The sequence below is a fragment of the Kitasatospora sp. NBC_01560 genome, assembly GCF_045208415.1.
Taxonomy (GTDB): domain Bacteria; phylum Actinomycetota; class Actinomycetes; order Streptomycetales; family Streptomycetaceae; genus Kitasatospora.
Window position 1 is genome coordinate 9,518,443 of sequence record NZ_CP109364.1, and the last position, 17,960, is coordinate 9,536,402.

The 17,960-nt window shown below is 74.4% G+C and carries 16 protein-coding genes and 3 pseudogenes; 9 read left to right on the plus strand and 10 right to left on the minus strand.

Annotated elements, in window-relative coordinates; all coding sequences use genetic code 11:
* Positions 1-181 precede the first annotated feature (181 nt).
* A pseudogene (locus OH807_RS40610) lies at positions 182-1,464 on the minus strand (amidase); the annotation flags it as partial.
* 63 nt (positions 1,465-1,527) lie between these two features.
* Between OH807_RS40610 and OH807_RS40615 the strand changes: the two are divergent.
* Both OH807_RS40615 and OH807_RS40620 read left to right on the plus strand, forming a co-directional pair.
* Positions 1,528-1,992 (plus strand): phage tail protein, encoded by a 465-nt coding sequence (locus tag OH807_RS40615; RefSeq protein ID WP_406210349.1) that lies wholly within the window; start codon positions 1,528-1,530, stop codon positions 1,990-1,992.
* A gap of 166 nt (positions 1,993-2,158) precedes the next feature.
* Positions 2,159-3,754 (plus strand): AMP-binding protein, encoded by a 1,596-nt coding sequence (locus tag OH807_RS40620; RefSeq protein WP_406210352.1) that lies wholly within the window; start codon positions 2,159-2,161, stop codon positions 3,752-3,754.
* Between the two features lie 118 nt (positions 3,755-3,872).
* On the opposite strand, the gene OH807_RS40625 is transcribed toward OH807_RS40620, so the two are convergent.
* Positions 3,873-4,247: a hypothetical protein gene (locus OH807_RS40625; RefSeq protein WP_406210355.1), complete on the minus strand. Its 375-nt coding sequence runs from the start codon at positions 4,245-4,247 to the stop codon at positions 3,873-3,875.
* 334 nt (positions 4,248-4,581) lie between these two features.
* On the opposite strand from OH807_RS40625, the gene OH807_RS40630 reads away from it, so the two are divergent.
* Positions 4,582-5,337, plus strand: coding sequence for a DUF4232 domain-containing protein (locus OH807_RS40630; protein ID WP_406210357.1), 756 nt, complete (start codon positions 4,582-4,584; stop codon positions 5,335-5,337).
* A 108-nt stretch (positions 5,338-5,445) separates the two neighbouring features.
* Here the strand turns inward: OH807_RS40630 and OH807_RS40635 are convergent, their stop codons facing one another.
* From OH807_RS40635 to OH807_RS40645, 3 genes are all read right to left on the minus strand, one after another.
* Positions 5,446-6,300 (minus strand): glutathione S-transferase C-terminal domain-containing protein, encoded by an 855-nt coding sequence (locus OH807_RS40635; protein WP_406210360.1) that lies wholly within the window; start codon positions 6,298-6,300, stop codon positions 5,446-5,448.
* Positions 6,301-6,403: 103 nt separating this feature from the next.
* Positions 6,404-6,556, minus strand: a complete 153-nt coding sequence (locus OH807_RS40640) for a hypothetical protein (RefSeq protein ID WP_406210363.1) — start codon at positions 6,554-6,556, stop codon at positions 6,404-6,406.
* Between the two features lie 104 nt (positions 6,557-6,660).
* Positions 6,661-7,341 carry a TetR/AcrR family transcriptional regulator gene (locus OH807_RS40645; protein WP_406210366.1) on the minus strand — a complete coding sequence of 227 codons (681 nt, stop codon included), beginning with the start codon at positions 7,339-7,341 and terminating at the stop codon, positions 6,661-6,663.
* Between the two features lie 133 nt (positions 7,342-7,474).
* On the opposite strand from OH807_RS40645, the gene OH807_RS40650 reads away from it, so the two are divergent.
* Positions 7,475-8,674, plus strand: a complete 1,200-nt coding sequence (locus tag OH807_RS40650; protein ID WP_406210368.1) for an FAD-dependent oxidoreductase — start codon at positions 7,475-7,477, stop codon at positions 8,672-8,674.
* Between the two features lie 70 nt (positions 8,675-8,744).
* On the opposite strand, the gene OH807_RS40655 is transcribed toward OH807_RS40650, so the two are convergent.
* The gene (locus OH807_RS40655; protein ID WP_406210370.1) at positions 8,745-10,016 is read right to left on the minus strand and encodes an Ig-like domain-containing protein; all 1,272 of its coding nucleotides are present in this window, start codon (positions 10,014-10,016) and stop codon (positions 8,745-8,747) included.
* 297 nt (positions 10,017-10,313) lie between these two features.
* On the opposite strand from OH807_RS40655, the gene OH807_RS40660 reads away from it, so the two are divergent.
* Positions 10,314-11,576, plus strand: coding sequence for a helix-turn-helix domain-containing protein (locus OH807_RS40660; RefSeq protein WP_406210372.1), 1,263 nt, complete (start codon positions 10,314-10,316; stop codon positions 11,574-11,576).
* A 25-nt stretch (positions 11,577-11,601) separates the two neighbouring features.
* Here the strand turns inward: OH807_RS40660 and OH807_RS40665 are convergent.
* A pseudogene (locus tag OH807_RS40665) lies at positions 11,602-11,987 on the minus strand (MBL fold metallo-hydrolase); the annotation flags it as partial.
* Positions 11,988-11,998: 11 nt separating this feature from the next.
* On the opposite strand from OH807_RS40665, the pseudogene OH807_RS40670 reads away from it, so the two are divergent.
* Positions 11,999-12,582: pseudogene (locus tag OH807_RS40670) on the plus strand (GlxA family transcriptional regulator); the annotation flags it as partial.
* 317 nt (positions 12,583-12,899) lie between these two features.
* Here the strand turns inward: OH807_RS40670 and OH807_RS40675 are convergent.
* Together OH807_RS40675 and OH807_RS40680 are read right to left on the minus strand one after the other, a co-directional pair.
* Entirely contained in the window at positions 12,900-13,070 is a 171-nt protein-coding gene (locus tag OH807_RS40675; protein ID WP_406210374.1) for a hypothetical protein, read from the minus strand.
* 379 nt (positions 13,071-13,449) lie between these two features.
* A complete protein-coding gene (locus tag OH807_RS40680) occupies positions 13,450-13,749 on the minus strand; it encodes a DUF4193 domain-containing protein (protein ID WP_406210376.1) in 300 nt (99 codons plus the stop codon).
* 358 nt (positions 13,750-14,107) lie between these two features.
* Between OH807_RS40680 and OH807_RS40685 the strand changes: the two genes are divergently transcribed.
* The 3 genes from OH807_RS40685 (at position 14,108) to OH807_RS40695 (ending at position 16,101) form a co-directional block, all read left to right on the plus strand.
* Positions 14,108-14,848 (plus strand): class I SAM-dependent methyltransferase, encoded by a 741-nt coding sequence (locus OH807_RS40685; RefSeq protein WP_406210379.1) that lies wholly within the window; start codon positions 14,108-14,110, stop codon positions 14,846-14,848.
* Positions 14,849-15,086: 238 nt separating this feature from the next.
* Positions 15,087-15,647 carry a dihydrofolate reductase family protein gene (locus OH807_RS40690; RefSeq protein ID WP_406210382.1) on the plus strand — a complete coding sequence of 187 codons (561 nt, stop codon included), beginning with the start codon at positions 15,087-15,089 and terminating at the stop codon, positions 15,645-15,647.
* Positions 15,648-15,885: 238 nt separating this feature from the next.
* Positions 15,886-16,101 (plus strand): cold-shock protein, encoded by a 216-nt coding sequence (locus tag OH807_RS40695; RefSeq protein WP_406210385.1) that lies wholly within the window; start codon positions 15,886-15,888, stop codon positions 16,099-16,101.
* A 268-nt stretch (positions 16,102-16,369) separates the two neighbouring features.
* Here the strand turns inward: OH807_RS40695 and OH807_RS40700 are convergent, their stop codons facing one another.
* Entirely contained in the window at positions 16,370-16,732 is a 363-nt protein-coding gene (locus OH807_RS40700) for a hypothetical protein (protein ID WP_406210388.1), read from the minus strand.
* Between the last annotated feature and the right edge of the window lie 1,228 nt (positions 16,733-17,960).

A 17,960-nucleotide genomic window follows, 5' to 3' on the forward strand; every position in this document is an offset into this window, starting at 1 on the left:
GCCACTCCTCGGCTCGGCGGTCGCGTCGTCTTCGAGCACCGATCCAATTTTTCCCCGCCCCCGCCGCCCCCGCACCCGCTGCGCCGGCCGGCCCCGCCCTGGGTTGCCGGGTCGCAGGGTCGCCGGAGCGGGGCTGTCGCCGGAGCGCCGTCCGGTCGACGGCGCGCTCCGGCGGCGTAGGTCAGGCCTCCTGCTGCCCCGCCCAGACGGTGGGCGTCCGCCGAGCCCAGGGAGCAGCCTGCTCCAGCTGGCCGGCGAGGCGGAAGAGGACGTCCTCGCGTCCGTGCCCCGCGAGAACTGGATGCCGATGGGCAGGTCGGTGGCGGGGTCGCACTCCAGCGGGACGGACATGGCGGGAGTGCCCGCGACGTTGAACGCGGCGGTGAAGGGCGAGCGGTGGAGGACCTGCTGGATCCAGCCGAGACCGTCGGCCTCGGCACCCTCGGCGTACGTGCCGAGGGGGACAGGTGGTTCGGGCAGGGTCGGCGTGAGCAGCAGGTCGTACTCGATGAAGTAGCGGCCGATGGCCCGTGCGACGCTGTTGCGCATCGCGAGGGCCCGGACGAACTCGGCGCCGCTGACCCGCTGCCCGTAGGCGTAGTTCGCCAGTGTCCGGGGTTCGACCGTGGTGGTGTCCACGGGGCGCCCGGAGGCTGCGGCGAGGTCGTCGATCCACGTCACCAGATTGGTGCTCCAGAGGCGGGCGCTGGCCACCGCGAACTCCTCCACCCGGTGCCCGGGCGATTCGACGAGTCGTGCGGATCGCAGGGTGGCGTCGAGGACGCCGCGGTCCACCGCCCGGCCGCCCCAGGGGCGGGTGAGGAGGCCGATCCGCAGCCGGCCCGGGGAGCGGGTGATCTCCTGGAGGTAGGGCCGCTCGGGCCGCTGCGCGGAGTAGGGGTCACCGGCCTCGGGGCCGTGGACGAGGTCCAGCAGCGCGGCGCTGTCGCGCACCGAGCGGCTGACGGCGCCGTGGACGGCGAGGCCGTTGAAGACCTCGTCCGTGTCAGGGCCCAGGGAGATCCGGCCGCGGGTCGGCTTCAGCCCGAACAGGCCGGTGGCGACGGCGGGGACGCGGATGGAGCCCGCCGCGTCGGTGGCGTGGGCGATCGGGACGACGCCTGCCGCGACGGCCGCTCCCGCGCCGCCGCTGGAGCCGCCGGGGCTGCGGGTCAGGTCCCAGGGGTTGCGGGTGGCGCCGTACAGGGTGCTTTCCGTGGTGGTGCTGTACGCGAACTCCGGGGTCGCCGTGCGTCCGAGCGTCACCAGTCCGGCGCGCCGCAGGCGCGTCATGAGCGACGAGTCCGCCGTGGCGACGTTTCCCGCGGCGAGGCGGCTGCCCAGCTCCACCCGCCGGCCGGCCATCGTGACGGCGAGGTCCTTGATGCCACCGGGCGGCGTGGGCGGCGCGCCGGGCGTCGGACACGCCCGCCGCCCGGTCCCGGGCCGTGGCACCCCGGGCCAGTACGATCGACGCCTGCCGCCGGCCACCTGCCGCCCGCCCGCGCCCATGGAAGAGAAGCCGTCATGACCTACGCCGTGGACTTCGGCACCGTGTCGACCGTCGGCCTGGAGTCGTCGCCCGTCGCCGACGCACTCGCCGGCCTGCGGGCGAACGAGGCCCGCTACTTCAAGAACAAGTACGACCACGTCTTCACCGTGGAACCCGCGGACGAGGCCACGGAGGCCGTCGACTGGGTGCACCGGATCCTCCGGGAGGAACGCGACATCGTCATCGCGTCCCGGCCCCTGGAGGCCACCTCCTTCGAGGTCGAGAACATCCGCATGGCCTACGTCTTCTACGAGAGCGGCCTGTCGGTCAACGTGATGTACACCGTCGACGACGCCAAGAAGCGGGCGGTCGGGTTCAAGCTCTCGGAGGGGATGGAGGTGCCGGAGGAGCTCGCGCCGCGGTTCAAGTTCGCACGTCAGAAGTCGAAGCTCGCCGGGACGATCCGCGGCTCCTACTTCGTCATCAAGAACGAGTACTGAGCGGGTACGCCAACGGCCCGCGCCGACCGGCCCGCGCGCCCGCTCCCGACCGCAACCCCCGCTCCCCGCAAGCCCCCTGCCCGGTTCCGTCCCCGGTGCCGTGCCGGTCCCGGCCGCGGTGCCGGTTTCGGCTTCGCGGCGCCCGGGATCGGGTTAGCCTGTCGATATGGTTGCAAACTACAAAGAAGAAGTGGCCATGAACGACGCGGAGTTCATCAGCGCCCCGGCCCTGATCCTCCGGTCCCTCTCCCGGGACCCCGACCGGCCGGCCGTCACCACCGTCGACGGCGCCACCGTCACCGCGGGCGAGCTGGCCACCGCCACCTACCGGCTGGCGCATGAGCTCCTCGCCCGGGGCGTCACCCACGGCACGACCGTCTCCCTGCTCACCGGCAACACCCCCGAGGCGCTCAGCGCCCGCTACGCCGCCGGACTCGCGGGCGCCCGGCTGGTCAACCTCTACGACGGCATGAGCCCCGCCGTCCTCGCCGGGATCGTCACCAGCGTCGACACCACCGTCCTCCTCGTGGACGCCGAACGGTACGCGGACGCAGCCGAGTTGCTCGCCCTGGTCGATGTGCCGACGGTGCTCACCCTCGGCCCGGGCCCGGCGGAGATCGGCGCGGACGTGATCGCCGCCGCCGCGCACCGGCCCGCCGAGCCGCCGGCCGTGCGGATCGGCCCGGACGACGACCTCGGCATCCGCCACACCGGCGGCACCACCGGCGTCCCGAAGGGCATCCTCAGCCTGCACGGCCCGTACCGCAGGGCCTTCGACGTGCCGTTCGGCCCGCAGGGCGGCGAGCCCGACGTGCGGTTCGGCCCGCAGGGCGCTGCGCCCCGTCTGCTGGCGGCCACCTCGCTGGCCCACCTCGCCGGGGTGCTGAGCGATCTGACGCTGCACCACGGCGGCTCGGTGGTCCTCCAGCGCTCCTTCGACCCCGGCGAGGTGCTGGCCGCCGTCGAGCGCGAGCGGATCACCGACCTGTGGGTCCTGCCGCCGCTGCTCTACCGCCTGCTGGACCACCCGGCGATCGGCAGCACCGACCTGTCCAGCCTGGAGCGGATCCTGTACGGCGGCTGCGTCGCCTCGCCGGTCCGGCTCCGGGAGGCGATCAAGGTGTTCGGGCCGATCCTGGCGAGCGGTTACGGGATGTCGGAGGCGCAGAACATCGCCGTCCTCGGCCCGCACGACCACGACCGGGTCGGGCACGGCGGCCGGATCTCCGTCGGCCACCCCCTCCCGGGCGTCGAGGTGGTGATCCGTTCCGGCGACGGTGCCGAGCTGCCCGCCGGTGAGCTGGGCGAGATCCACGTCCGCTCGCGCTCGCTCATGGCGGGGTACTGGAAGCGGCCCGACCTCACCGCGGAGGTGCTGCGCGAGGGCTGGCTGAACACCGGCGACATCGGCCACCTCGACCAGGACGGCTACCTCTACCTGGCCGACCGCCTCACAGACAAGATCATCGTGGTCGGCGGGCACGTCTACCCCTCCGAGGTGGAGGAGCTCCTCCTCACCCACCCGGCCGTCGCCCAGTGCGCCGTGTTCGGCCTGCACGACGAGCAGCAGGCCGAACACGTTCACGTCGCGGTCGTCCCCGCGCCGGGGCAGCGCCCGGAGCTGGAGGAGATCCGGGCGTTCGTCACCGCGCACAAGGGCCGGATCTACGCCCCGGAGGCGCTGCACGTGCTGCCCGAGATCCCGCTCACCACCGTGGGCAAGCCGGACAAGAAGCGCCTGCGCGCCACCGTCGCGGGCTGACCGGCCCCAGGGCCCCCGGGCGCGGCGCCCGCTCCGCACCGGACGCGGGCGCCCCGCCCGTCCCCGGCTCTCCTCGCCGGGCACGGCGGCCCCACCCCGGCATCCTGGCCGGCCCGTGTCACAGCGGGGTGAGGACGCCCTGGTGCGTGCCGTCGAGGACGAGGCCGTTGTCCCACCGGACGCGGACCGTGAGCAGCGCGTCCAGGTCCCGGTGGGCGGCCCACACGGGCTCCAGGACGGCGAGTTCGGCGGTCAGCCGGTCCCGGCTGGCCGCCGGCATGGTGTGCCCGTAGTCGTCGAACAGTTCCTTGAGCCGCTGGTACTCGCGGACGTCGTGGCTCTCCGGGAGTTCCCCGTCGACCCGTTCGACGGTGCCCTCGATCCCGGCCCCCAGGGAGAGGAGCCCGACGACGGCCCCGGGCTCCCCGGCGACCGCCTCGCCGATCGCGAGGTCCTCGGCCAACCTGACGCGTCGGCCTTCTTCCAGGGTCATCCGTCCACTGCCTTTCCCACGCTCCGTGCCGCTGACCCGCGGCCCGACCATTATCCGGTGGACGCGAACCGGCCGGGACCGAACCGGCCGGGACCGAACCGGCCGGGACCGAACCGGCCGGGACCGAACCGGCCGGGACCGAGCCGGAGAGGCCAGCGCCGGACGGGGCCGAGCCGGCCCTGCGGGCCGAGAGTCCTGCCCCTGACCGAATGTCACAGTTCGATCCCCGTCCTGTCCTGACGATTGTGACGCTGTGCATGCCACCGTTCGCGGTCGGCCGGTCGTCCTGTGGTGTGTCCGAACAGTCAGCACGCGCCACCAACGGGGAGCCACCATGTCCGTCCGCCGCCGCCGTCCGTCGCTCGTCTCCGCCGTCCTGATCGCCGGGGCGGGGCTCGCGCTGACCGCCTGCGGGCCCGACACCGGGGATTCGGCCGGTGGTTCGACGGCGCCCACGACCGCCGCGGTGACCGCCACGCCCACGACGGCGGGCGGCCCGGCCACCGGCGCTCCCTCGGCACCGGGCCCGTCCACCGGTGCCCCGAAGGCGAGTGCGCCGGCCGCCGGGACGGCGTCACGCACGCCGTCCGGCGCGAGCGCGTCGGGCGCCGCCCGGCCCGATGCCGGGAGCGCCGGCGCCGCCGGCGGCCCGTGCGACAGCCAGAACCTCTCGATCCACGTGACGGGGCGGACCGGCGCAGCCACCCAGTGGGTGATCGAGGTGCGCAACACCGGCACGAACGCCTGCAGCCTGAGCTCGTCCCCGGGGGTCGACCTGGGCAACTCCACCTCCCCGGACCGGAGCAAGAACATCAAGCCGGTGCTCGCGAGCGGCACGGCGCGGTTCCCCGTCCCGGCGGGCCGGAGCGCCTACGCGGTGATCGACCTGGACCCGAGCGGTGCCACCACCGGGACCGTCCCCGGCATCAACGAACTCAACGTGCTGGCCGACGACGAGGGCGCCATGCCCCTCGCCGGCACCCAGAACTTCCCGCTCGGCAGCGGCGCACGGGTCCTGAACCCCCAGATGGGCATCTACCGGTCCACCGTGGCGGAGGCGGTCACCTCGATGGCCGCCGCCCCGTACTAGGCCCTCTGCCGGACGGTCCGCACGTCTGCCGCCGCCCGGGTGCGGTGCGGCGCCCTGCCCGCCGGGCCTCGTCGTGTGCGAGGCCCGGCGGGCTGCGTCCGTCCGGGCTCAGCCGGAGTGCACCCGCCCCTGGGCGTGCGCCGCCCAGTCCACGATCTGGATCGCCGCTCCGGCGGCCTCCCGGCCCAGGCACAGGGTGTGGTGGCGGCGGGCGATGCCGTCCAGGTCGAGGTGGCGGCCGAAGGCCGGGTGTCCGGCCAGTCGGCGGGCATGGGCCCACACCCGGCCGTACCCCGCGACGGACTGCACGGCGGCGGCGTCCAGGTGCCAGCGGTGCACGGTGTCCAGCTGCACCAGCGTCACCCAGAGTTCCACGTCCGCGAGGGTCAGTTCCTCGCCCAGCAGGAACTCCTGGGTCTCCAGGCGGTGTTCGACCGCGGCCAGCCCGTCCAGCAGGCTGCGCAGGGCGGTCGCGCGCTCCGCCGGGGTGGAGTCGGACCGGCCCGCGCGTTGGGCCGGGGCGTCGATGCTCAGCGCGCACAGCTGCCGGACGGCGTCGATCGCCGCGTCCCGGCCGCACGGCTGGAGGCCGGGACGGGGGAAGCGCCGGGCCAGGTCGGTGAGGATCTCGGTGGTGTCGGTGGTGACGATCCTTCCGCTCCAGCTGTCGCTGAGCACCGGCGCCGCGGCCGGTCCGGGGTACTGGTGGGCGCTCGCCTCGTACAGCGGGCGCAGCGCCAGGTATCCGCCCGCTCCGTCGTCCGGCAGCGCCGGCAGCAGGGTCATCGGGAGGGTGTCGTCGAGGCCGAGCAGGCTGTGGGTGACGGCGATCCGCAGACAGCGCGGACAGGAGAGTGTGAGATGGAGCCGGTAGCGGTGCGGTACGGGGTAGTACCCGCTGCGGGCGTCGAGGCCGATCCGTCCGCGGAGGGAGGGGACGGCGGACGGGGACGAGGCGGACATGGCTCTCCCGGGGGTCGGGGGTACGCAGGCGCGTACGACGCGTCGGGTGGGGGAGGGGGGAGGAGCGGGGAGGAATCGGGGCACGCGACTGCCTGAGGGGGAATCAGACGGGGAAGGCCGCCGGGCGGTGGGGAGCGGACGCTCCTGCCAGGCTGCTGCAGACCCGTTGCAGGTCGATGTGGCGGCGGCACGTCAGCACCGGGCGCAGCCGGACGGCGTGGGCCACGCCGTCGATGACCGGCTCCGCGTGCCTCACGGCTCTCCCGCCCACGATCGAGGATTCCTGTCCCGGAGTGTCGTCCGGGATCCACGCCGCGTCAAGGGGGCCGCCCCGGACGGCCCGTGCGGAGCGGCCGCCGGTCAGAGGCGGGCGGAGATGCCGGCGAGGATGAGGTCGATGCCGGCGAGGAACTCCTCGCGGTCGTCGTGGTCGCGCAGCTGGCCGGCGATGCTGCGGACGAACGCGTACTCGTCGGGGTCCAGCTCCGTCCAGGCGGTGGAGGTGGCGGCGAGGAAGGCGGTCCGGCTGGTCGGCGGGCGGTGGGCGGCCGCCGCGACGGCGTTGGCGGCGTTCTGGTTGCTCACGCCGAGGATGTAGTGCAGCAGGGCGGACGCCGACCTGAACAGCTCGGGCTCGGGGACGCCGAGTGCCCGGACCTGGCGGCCGAGGCCTTCCATCACGCGCAGCAGTGGCGACGGCGAGGAGGGGCGGGCGAGCTGGGCGCCCACCCAGGGGTGGGCGTCGATCGCGTCGAAGACGCCCAGGGCGAGGGTGCGGACGGCCTGCTGCGGTGTGCTGCCGGGCGCGGCGGCGGTGAGGGTGCCGGTGATGACGGCGTCCGTGGCGGCGCCGAGGAGCTCGTCCTTGTTGGCGACGTGCCAGTAGATCGCGCCGGGGCCGGTGGCGAGGTGCTGCGCCAGGGCGCGGAAGGTGAGACCGCTCTCGCCGGACCGGTCGAGGAGTTCGACGGCCGTCTCGACGATCCGCTCGCGGGAGAGCGGCTCCTCCCGCCGCTCGGTGCGGCGCGTCCTGGTTGCCATGCCTCCATCCTGACACATCTGGAACGCCGTTCCAGCTTGACAGCGCTGGAACGGTGTTCCAGGCTGCCTCTGGAACGCCGTTCCACGACTCGGCCCGGGCGGGAGACCGCCCGTGAGGAGAGAGGGCACCGCCATGACCACCGCACCCACCACCCCTGTCGTTTCCGCCACTCCCATCACTTCCACTACCCCCATCACTTCCAGCACTCCCGTCACGATCATCGGCGCCGGGCTCGGCGGGCTGGTGCTCGCCCGTGTCCTGCACGTCCACGGCATCCCCGCGACGGTCTACGAGGCCGAGCCCTCGCCGCAGGCCCGGACGCAGGGCGGCCAGCTCGACATCCACGAGCACGACGGGCAGCGGGCACTGGAGGCGGCCGGCCTGACCGAGGAGTTCCGCGCGATCATCCACGAGGGCGGTGAGGCCTCCCGGGTGCTCGACCGGCACGGCACGGTGCTGCTGGACGAGCCCGACAACGGGACGGGCCGGCGCCCCGAGGTGCTCCGCGGTGATCTCCGCCGGATCCTGATCGAGTCCCTGCCGGAAGGGACGATCGTCTGGGGGCGCAAGGTCGCCGGGGCCCGCTCCCTCGGCGGCGGCCGGCACGAGGTGGCGTTCACGGACGGGTCCGCGGTGACCACCGGGCTGCTCGTCGGCGCCGACGGCGCCTGGTCCAGGGTCCGGCCGCTGCTCTCCGACGCGGAGCCGGAGTACCTCGGCACGTGCTACGTCGAGACCTACCTCTACGACGTGGACGCGCGGCACCCGGCCGTGGCCGCGGCGGTCGGGGCCGGCGCGATGTTCGCGCTCGCCCCGGGGCAGGGGATCTCCGCGCACCGGGAGGCCGGCGGGGTGCTGCACACCTACGCGCAGCTGACCCGCCCGGCCGGGTGGATCGACGGGATCGACTTCGCCGACGCGGACGCGGCCAGGGCCGCGGTGGCCGCCGAGTTCGAGGGGTGGGCGCCGCAGCTCACCGCACTGATCACCGACGGCGAGAGCGCACCCGTCGCGCGCGTCCTGCACACGCTGCCGACCGGGCACCGGTGGGACCGCGTGCCCGGGGTGACGCTGCTCGGCGACGCCGCGCACCTGGCACCCCCGGCGGGCGAGGGCGCCAACCTCGCGATGCTCGACGGTGCCGAGCTCGGACGGGCGATCGCCGAGCACCCCGGCGACACCGAGGCGGCCCTCGCCGCGTACGAGGCGGAGCTGTTCCCGCGCAGTGCGGCCGCGGCCACCCGCGCGTACACCGTCCTGGACCTCTGCATCGGGGAGCGTGCGCCCCACGGGCTGGTCGAGTTCTTCACCGGGGGTGCGCAGGTGGCGTGAGCCGCCGGGCGGATCGGGACGGGCGGGTGCCGGCGCCCCGGTGGGACGCGTGCGGACGCGTCCGCAGGGCCTACCAGTTCGCCCAGAGGAGGTTCCAGCCGCCCAGTCCGTTGTCGGGGGAGACGGTCTTCTCCTTGGAGTTGACGACCGTCACCACGTCGCCGATCAGCGAGCTGTTGAAGAACGAGCCCGCGACGGAGGTGTCGCTGCCGCCCTCGACGTCCTTGAGCGAGACGCAGCCGTGGCTGGTGTTCTCCTTGCCGAACGGGTCGCCCTTGTACCAGTAGTTGCCGTGGAGGTAGGTGCCGCTGGTGGTGAGCCGCATCGCGTGCGGGACGACGGGGATGTCGTACTCGTCGCCGAGGCCGACCGTCCGGGAGTTCATGTGGGTGGCCCGCTCCTTGGACATGATCACCATGGTGCCGCCCCACGAGGCGTGCTTGTCGTCGCCGAGGGTGGCGGGCACGGTGGTCGACCTGCCGTCCCGGACGGTCGTGAGCAGATGGGCGGCGGCGTCCGCGGTGGACACCTGGGAGCGGCCGATGGTGAACGGTTCGTCCTTGTCCACGTCGCCGTAGACGCCCGGTGAGACCTCGACGTTCTTCAGCCGGTAGTGGATGGTGACCTTGGTGCCGGGCTTCCAGTACTCGGCGGGGCGGAAGTCCAGGCGGGCGTCGCCGAACCAGTGGCCCTTCACCTCGGTGCCGTCGCCGGTCTCGAAGGTGATGCCCTTGGCGACGGCGTCCTTGTTCACGATCTTCGCGCTGAACTCCACCTTGACGATCATGCCCACGCCGTAGGTCTGGCCGTCGGCGATGTTGTCGTTGGTGGAGACCTGCTTGTCGGGCGTACGGGTGGTGAAGGCGGTCGTGGCGGCGGCCGGGAGACCGTCGGCATCCGCCGCCTGGGCGTTGACCGTGTAGGCCGTGCCGGGTGCGAGCGCGGCGGTGGGCTTCCAGCCGGTGCCGTCCGGGGTGACCGAGCCGGGGACGGGCCTGCCGTTCTTGTCGGTCACGGCGACGGTGGTGATCCGGCCTTGCGAGACGGACACCCGCAGCGCGTCGGGCGCGACGCCCTGCGCGCCGTCCTTCGGCTGGACGTCCAGCACCGCGGCGGACGTCTTCGGTGCGGCGGCGGCGGCAGCTGCGGTGGCGGCGGTCGTGGCGGCCGGCCCGCCGGTGGCGGTGGTGTCCGCCGCCCGGGTGGTGTCGCCGCCCTTGCCCTGGTCGTCGCCGCAGGCCGCGGTCATCAGCAGGATGCCGCCCATCGTCAGCGCCACCGCGCCGCGGTGGAATCGGTCGCCGGTGCGCATCGCGGTCCGGGTCGCCTGGACAGTGCTCATAGTTGCTCCCCCTCGGTGTTCGTCGCCAGCCTGTCGGCCGGTTCGTCCCAGCCGCAAGGGCGGTCGCGCGATCTGGGACGCTGGGACGCCGTTACCCGCTGTGAGCTGGGAAGACGTAACCTTCCTGGGACGCGTCCCAGGGGTGCGGGAACGGTGTGAGCGGCGGTGGGAACCGCGGGGGCGCCCGGCGCGTGCTCCTGTCGCGAAGATCGCTTCACGCTGATCCGGCCGCGGTGGGAGACCACGGGCGCGATCACCACGGATGCACGAACGGGTGCACGGACGGATGGAGGAACGGTGCCGGAGGGGGACGGGGAGTGGCGGGAGCGGGACGAGGTCGCGCGGATTCTTCAGGAGCTGAAGAGCCGGTCGGGGCTCAGCTTCGGCGCGCTGGCGAAGCGGTTGCACCTGAGCACCTCGACGCTCCACCGCTACTGCAACGGCGATGTGATGCCGGGGGAGTTCGCCCCGCTGGACCATCTCGCGCGGGTCTGCGGGGCGACGCCGGACGAGCTCGTCGAGCTGTACCGCCTCTGGGCCGTCGCCCACGCGACGCGGGGGAGCAGGACGCCGCCACCTGCGTCCGGACCGGCGGATCCGCCGGTCGCCCCACTGCCGACGGAGGCGGAGGCGGAGCCGGAGGCAGTCCCGGACACGGCAGGCGGCCCGGAGGCAGGCCCCGTCCCCGAGGCAGGCCCCGTCCCCGGGGCGGAGCCTCGGCGGTGGCGCCGCCGCGGCGGGATCCTGGCCGCGGTGGCGGCGGTGGTGGCGCTGGCAACCGTCGGGGCCGTCACCACCGGGCTGACGACGGCCACGGGCGGTGACACCGGCGCCGCGCCGGTCGCGGACATCGGGCCGTCCGCCGGATCGCCGTCCCTCCCGTCCCAGGTCTCCGCCTCCACCTCCACCTCCGCCGCGGCCTCGGCTGCTGCCTCTGCGGGCGCGGGCGCGGACACGAACGCCCCCCTCACGGTTTCGGTCCGGCCGTCCGGCTGGGAGACAGCGTGCGACCAGTACGTGGTGGACCGCCCGCCATCCGAAGTCCCCCGACCGCCCGAGGTGGCGGACGTGGCCGGCTGGGCCTCCCGGCTCGGCGCGGTGCCCGGCCACTACCAGTCGATCGAAATCGTCGTGCAGGGCACCGGCAGGGACACCGTGGTGCTGTCGGGCCTCAACGTCCGGGTCACCCGGATCGCCGCTCCGCTCGCCTGGAACGTCTATTCCATGGGCGAGGGCTGCGGCGGTGGCGTCGACGTCCACTCCTACGACCTCGACCTGGACGCGGCCCGTCCACGGCCGGTCGTGAGCGAGGGAAGCACCGGCCTGCCGGTCAAGGTGAGCGAGGGCGACCCCGAGGTCATCGAGGTCTCCGCCGAGACCACCTCCCACGACGTGACCTGGTACCTGGAGCTGGAGTGGTCCAGCGGCGACCGGAAGGGCACCCTCCCCGTCGATCTCGGCCACGGCACACCGTTCCGCACCAGCGCGGTGAAGGGCCGCCCGCTCTACGTCCACCCGGTCGGCGGCCAGTCCTGGGAGCCGAGCCCCTTCCAGCGCTGACGGCTCGGCCCGGGCCACCTGGTCCCTACCGCGGGGTGGTGTCGTCACCCCGGAAGGGGGCGCCGTGGCCGGGGACGATGAGGTCCGCCGTGGCCAGGACCCGCAGGCGGGAGGCGCGCAGTACCTCGCGGTCGGGGGCCACCGGGTCGTCCGCGGGGCCGTTCGCGTGCCACCACAGGTCGCCGGCGAAGGCCACCACGCCCGCGTCGGTGCCCGCGAGCAGGGTGATGTCCTCGGGGCTGTGGCCCGGGGTGCGGATCAGCCGCAGCGAGGGGGTTCGTAGCCCTCGGCGTCGCGGTTGGTCCACTGGTCGCCCAGGTACTCCACCTGGTGGTCGTGCACCCGGGCGCGGCCGAAGAGGCCCACGTTCATGGTGTTGTCGGGGTGGTGGGCCCTGAGCACCACGTCGGTACGCCGCCCGCCCCGCCGTGCTCGACGCGCTGCGGGCCGCGCACGCGCGCGGTGCCGTGGTCGCGGCCCACTGCGTCGGCACGTTCGCGCTCGCCGCGGCCGGGCTGCTCACCGGCCGGCGGGCGACCACCCACTGGCGGTTCGCCGGCCTCCTCGCCGACCGCTGCCCGGACGTCACGGTGGATCCCGATGCGCTCTACATCGACGACGGGAGCATCGTCACGGGCGCGGGAGCCGCCGCGGGCTTCGACCTGTGACCTCCACCTGGTGAGGCGGGAGTACGGCGCCGCTCGGCTGGGCCCGCGAGCACCTCGACGAGCCGTTGCCCGTCGCGGAACCGGCCCGCCGCGCCCTGATGAGCAGACGCTCCTTCGCCCGCCGCTTCACCGCCGCGACCGGCACCACCCCGCACGCCTGGCTGCGGAGCCTGCGACTGAGCAGGGCCGAGGAACTCCTCGAATCGACGTACCTGCCGGTCGAGGAGATCGCCCGCCGGGTCGGCTACGGAAGCGCGGCCGTCCTGCGGGAGCAGTTCGTGCGGCGCCGGGGAGTGCCGCCCCGCGCCTACCGCCGCGCCTTCACCGGCACGCCGTGACGGATCCGGATGGCAGGCCGGCGCCGCGGATCGCACCCGTGGTCACGGACTGCCGGGGCACTGCGGGTGGACCGCCTCCAGCAGGCCGCGCACGAACCCGTCCAGGTCCTCCAGGCCGGCGGCGGCCAGGGTTGTTGGGCCGGCGGCCAGTAGCTGGGGATGGCGGCGTACAGGGCGAGCGTGACGCCGGCGGCCCGTTCGCGCCGGACGTGACGCCCTCCTCCATCGCCATCGCGACAACTCGGTGACCGTGCTCCGCCCGGACCGGCAGTTCCGGAACGGCCGGTGCTTCCTCGCTTCCTCGCGAGCACACCCAACTACCCGAGCGGCAACGGTTCTCCGACGAGCGTGTACGACTGCCGGGCCACGACGATCCCGAAGACCGCCGGCGTCGTCATGGCGATCACGGCCGTCATCACCAGCTGGGACACCTGCCCGCCGCCGAACGGCCGGCACGGCAGCGAGTGGCTGGTCCTGGACGGAAGCACCGAGGTGTGTGCCGCGGTGCTGTTCGTGTCGTCCGGCCGGCGGCGGTGGCCGGCGGCCCGCCGGGCGGGGCGGTGCCGCCGGAGTCTCGGGGACGATCGGGCCGCCCCGGCAGCACAGCTGCCGGGGCCGGACTGTGGGTGCGCCGGCCCGGTCACCCCTGGTCCGGGCCGCTCTCGGCCCAGTGCCAGGGCCCCCGCCCCCTGCCTCCCCCTGTGCCCCCTACCCCTGCCCTCCCCGCCTCCCTCCCCGCCCCTGTCCACCCCCTGCCCGCTGCGCCGCGGCCCCGTTCTGCCCGCCTGCATGCCTGCCCGCCGCGCGGCGGACGGGCGGGCCGGGCTCCGCCCGAACCGGGCCCGGCGGGGGCGGGTGGTGGTTCGGTCAGGCGCAGTCCCGGCAGATGGGCTGGCCGTTCTTGAGGCCGGCGAGCCGGCTGCGGTGGTGGACGAGGAAGCAGTTCACGCAGGTGAACTCGTCGGCCTGCATGGGCTGCACGGTGACGGTGAGTTCCTCACCGGAGAGGTCGGCGCCCGGCAGTTCGACCCCTTCGGTGGATTCGAGCTGGTCGACGGCGTCGATGGTGGAGGACGAGGTGTCGGTGCGCCGCGCCTTCAACTCCTCGATGCTGTCGTGCGACCCGTCGTCGTCAGTCTTGCGCGGGGCGTCATAGTCGGTTGCCACAGGTGGTCCTTTGTCGTAGTGGTTGTGGTGGTCGCGGCAGTCCGCTCTTCACGGACCGTCGCCGGCGTCGGGCCCCGCCGTGGTGCGGCGGCGGCATCGGCGCTGCCGCGCTCCCACCGCTGTGAAGGGTACGTCCTGCCGTGCGGGAAAGCGGCGCAGCGCCTCCCATCCGGGAGCCGCCCCGGCTGCTCAGGAGGCGGTGGACGGGCCCCCGGCCCGGCCGGGGCCCACCGAACGGGTGATTCACCGCGGCGGGCTCGAACACGGGGTGAAGGATCCGCCCGGGTGGTTTCCGTCGGTGCGGCGGCCGGTATGGAGGCTGGTATTCGCTGCCACGACGACCGGGAGAGAGCCGCTGATGACTGCTTCGGAGCGCTACGTACGCGCGTGGGAGGGCTTCTGGGCCGAGAACACGGGCGAGCCGGGCGAGCCGTTCTGGGATGCGGATCCGACCCTGACGGCGGCCCCCCACACCGAGCTGCTCGCGGCGCACGCCGACCGCACGCTGCCGATCGTCGACCTCGGCTGCGGCAACGGCACTCAGACCCGCTACCTGGCCGGGCACTTCCCGCGGGCGGTGGGCGTCGACATCTCCGCCTCGGCCGTGGCACACGCCCGTCGCGCGGACCACGACGCGGTGGCCGAGTTCGAGCAGCTCAACCTCACCGACCTGGTGGGGGTGCGGCGGCTCGGTGACCGCCTCGGCGAGGCCAACGTCTACCTGCGGGCCGTGCTCCACCAGAGCGACCCGGCCGACCGGGCGCCGGTCGCGGCCGCCGTCGCCCTGCTGCTCGGCCGGCGCGGCCGGGGCTTCGTGGTCGAGCCGACAGCCGCCGCCAAGGCGGTGCTCCAACAGGTCGCCGAACGGCCCGGTGGCCCGCCGGAGAAGCTCCGCCAGGTCCGCAAGCACCAGCTGCGCCCGGCCGAGGTCGCCCCGGGCGAGGTGCCGGGGCTGCTGCGCGGCGCCGGGCTGGAGATCCTGGACCAGGGCGCGACCGACCTCGCGATGAGCGAGTGCCATCCGGACGGCACCCGGGTCGCGCTGCCGGCCAACTGGTTCGTGGTCGCCGCGGGGGAGGGCCGCCGGCCGGGCAGCTGAGCGCCCGCCGGCAGCGGCCCCGCCGCCGCCTCCCCCTCGCAGGGCTGTGCCCGCGCCGCGGCGGAGGGTGCGCACCGGGTGGGGAGGCCGGGCCCCAGGAGTGTGCAGGTGGCGGCCGGTGGGGCCGACGGCTGCGAAAAATCTTGAAAATCTTCGCCGCGGACCGATGAGTCCGGGCGTGCCTGCCGGTCTGACCCTGTGAAAGCGCACCGATAGCGACAAGCACAGGGAGAGCACCATGAGGAAGATCACCGCCGGACTGTTCATCGCCGCCGACGGCGTCGTGGAGAGCCCGGAGCAGTGGCACTTCCCGTACTTCGACGCGGAGATGGGCGCAGCCGTCGGCGCCCAGCTCGGTGCTGCCGACACCGTGCTGCTCGGCCGTGTCACCTACGACACCTTCGCCGACTCCTGGCCGGCCCGGGAGGCGGCCGGCGGCGACGACGCCCCGATGGCCAGGGCGCTCGGCGACGCCCGCAAGGTCGTCGTCTCGAATGCGGAGCTGGCGTTCACCTGGCGCAACTCCGAGCAGCTCAAGGGTGATCTGGTCGAGGCCGTCACCGCGCTGAAGCAGGAGCCCGGCGGCCCGATCGGGATGTCCGGCTCGATCTCGGTGGTGCGTGCACTGCTGGCCGCCGCCCTGATCGACGAACTGCACCTGTACGTCCACCCGATCGCGGTCGGCCGCGGGGTCCGGCTGTTCGACGAGAGTGCCGGCCCGATCCGGCTCAAGCTCCTGAGCAACACGGTCTTCGCCACCGGCGTCCTGCACACCGTCTACGGCCCGGCCGACGCGTAACGCGGTGTACGGCCGGCCGCGGGTGTACCGGTGCCCCGGTACACCCGCGGCCGGGCCGCCGGGGGTTCGGGCCACGAGCGGGCCACGAGCGGGGCGCCGGCAGGGTGCCGGATGCCGCTCCGGTGGCGCGTCCGCTGCAGAACGGCCGCGCGGCCTTGTGTGGCAGCCTCGCCGGAGCCCCGACTCCTGCCATGATCGCCGTGTTGGGTCCCGTAGGTTCCTCGTGGCAGGAGTGGTTGTGGCTGAGCGGCAGAACGGCACCGTGAAGTGGTTCAACGACGAGAAGGGCTACGGCTTCGTCTCCCCGGAGTCCGGCGAGCCGGACCTGTTCGTCCATTTCCGGGCGATCGAGAGCACCGGCTTCAAGTCCCTGGTGGAGGGGCAGAAGGTGTCCTTCGAGGCGGTCCAGGGCCAGAAGGGCATGCAGGCGGACAAGGTCCGGGTGGAGGGTTAGGCCCACCTCCTGACGGCGGCTCGGGCGACGTCCCGCGGTGCCACCGGGCCGTCCGGGAGCACGGTGGGGCCGGCTCGACCGGGGCCGGCCGCCGCGCCTGCCTCGGCCGTCCGCCGACGGGAGGCGATCGGGAGCCGATCGGGAGCCCGCCACCGCGCGCGGGTCAGCCGCCCCGGCCGGCGCTGCAGATCCCGCCGACCGGGCGCCGGGCGGCCGTCCCGGGACGGCCACCGGCAGCAGGTCCGCGAAAGCCCCGCGCCGGGTCAGGTCAGCAGGTGCCGACCCGCCCGTGCTGGGAGGACCAGACCGGGGTCCACGGGCCGCTGTTGTGGGGGCGGTAGACGACCAGGTTCCCGTCGTTCTGCAGGCGCACCCAGTTGGCGCTCGGGTTGCAGCCGAGGGCCGTCCCGGAGGACCACCGGGCGCCCTTGAAGGTGTCGTAGACGACGAAGTTGCCGTCGTACTGCATGATCACCTTGCCGGGCGAGGAGTTGGTGGTCCCGCTGGCCCAGACCGCGTAGCCGCGCTCGTCGTACTGCACGAGGTTGCCGTCCTTCTGGTAGACGAGCCGCTGGTCACCGTTGCCGGAGACCAGCGAGTCGCCGGGGAGCAGACAGTTGCCCCAGTCCATGTGGTCCCAGCCGCTCCCCCGTCCCGCCGATGGGACGGAGCCCCCGTCCGGCGGCTCCGTAGCTGACTACGCTCCGCACACGTCCGGAGGTTCAGTTCCTGGACGAAGAACGGGGATCCGGGCGCGCGCGGGGGCGGACGGGACGCGGAACGGCCCGTCGCCGGGGCCGACGGGCTCGTGGCCGTGCGCACCGGCTTGCGCGGCGTGCGCACCCGCTCGCGCACCAGCCGGGGTGCCGCGCGCCGGTGTGGGGGGCGCCCCGGGCCGGGAAGGTGGCTGGGGACGTCCGTCGCGTCGGCGCGGTGCGGCCGTGGCGAGCGCTCGGACGGCAGAAAAGGGGTGCGGGATGAGGGGCTTCGAGGTGGGGCGCACCGGCAGCGGTCCGGCCGGCGCGGCGGCGAGCAGGAGGATCCGCAGGCGGGGAGCGGGACGGGCCGGTGGGCGGTGGCGAGGCCGGGTGGTCACGGCCCTGCTGGGCGTCACCGCGTTGGCCGCCGGATCGCTGGCCGCGATCGGACCGGCCGCGGCGAACGCCCCCCCGGCTGCTGGACGCCACCCCGCAGCTCGACCTGGGCTTCGCGGCGGCGAGGCTGCCCGTCGGCGCGCCCGGCACGCTGACCTTCACCGTCACCGACACCGCCGAGCTGGCCGCGAAGAACGGCTGGTCCTTCACCGCGCAGCTGCCCGCCGGGCTGGTCCTCGACGGCGCGAGCGCCGCCACCGGCTGCGGCTCCGGCACGGCCACGGTGGACGCCGCCCGGGGCACGGTGACGGTGCACGGTGATCTGGCGGCCGGACAGCAGGCCTGCACGGCCACCGTCCGGCTCACCTCCGTCACCGGCGGCACCTACCAGGTGTGCGGGTCGGCGATCACCGCCCGGGTGGGCGTCGACCTGCCCGGCTGCGCCTCGGTGACCTTCGACGCGCCCGTCTTCGACGCGCGGTCGCACGGCGTGCGGCTCACCTCGCCGCTGGTCGGCATCGGCCCGCTGGCCGCTTCCGCCCACTCCTGCACGTCGCTGCCGGGGGAGGACGGTCGCACGGTACTCGGCGCGGGCCTCGGCGGCGTGGGCACCCTCGGCGTCCTGACCCCTCCGCCCCACCGGCCCTCCAGCCGTTCCGCCCCACCGGCCCTCCACCGCGCGGGTGCCGTCCGGCCCGGCCGTCGGTCCCGCCGTCGGCTCCGCCCGCGGCATCCGGCGGGGCGCCCCGGGCCGCCTGCGGCCTC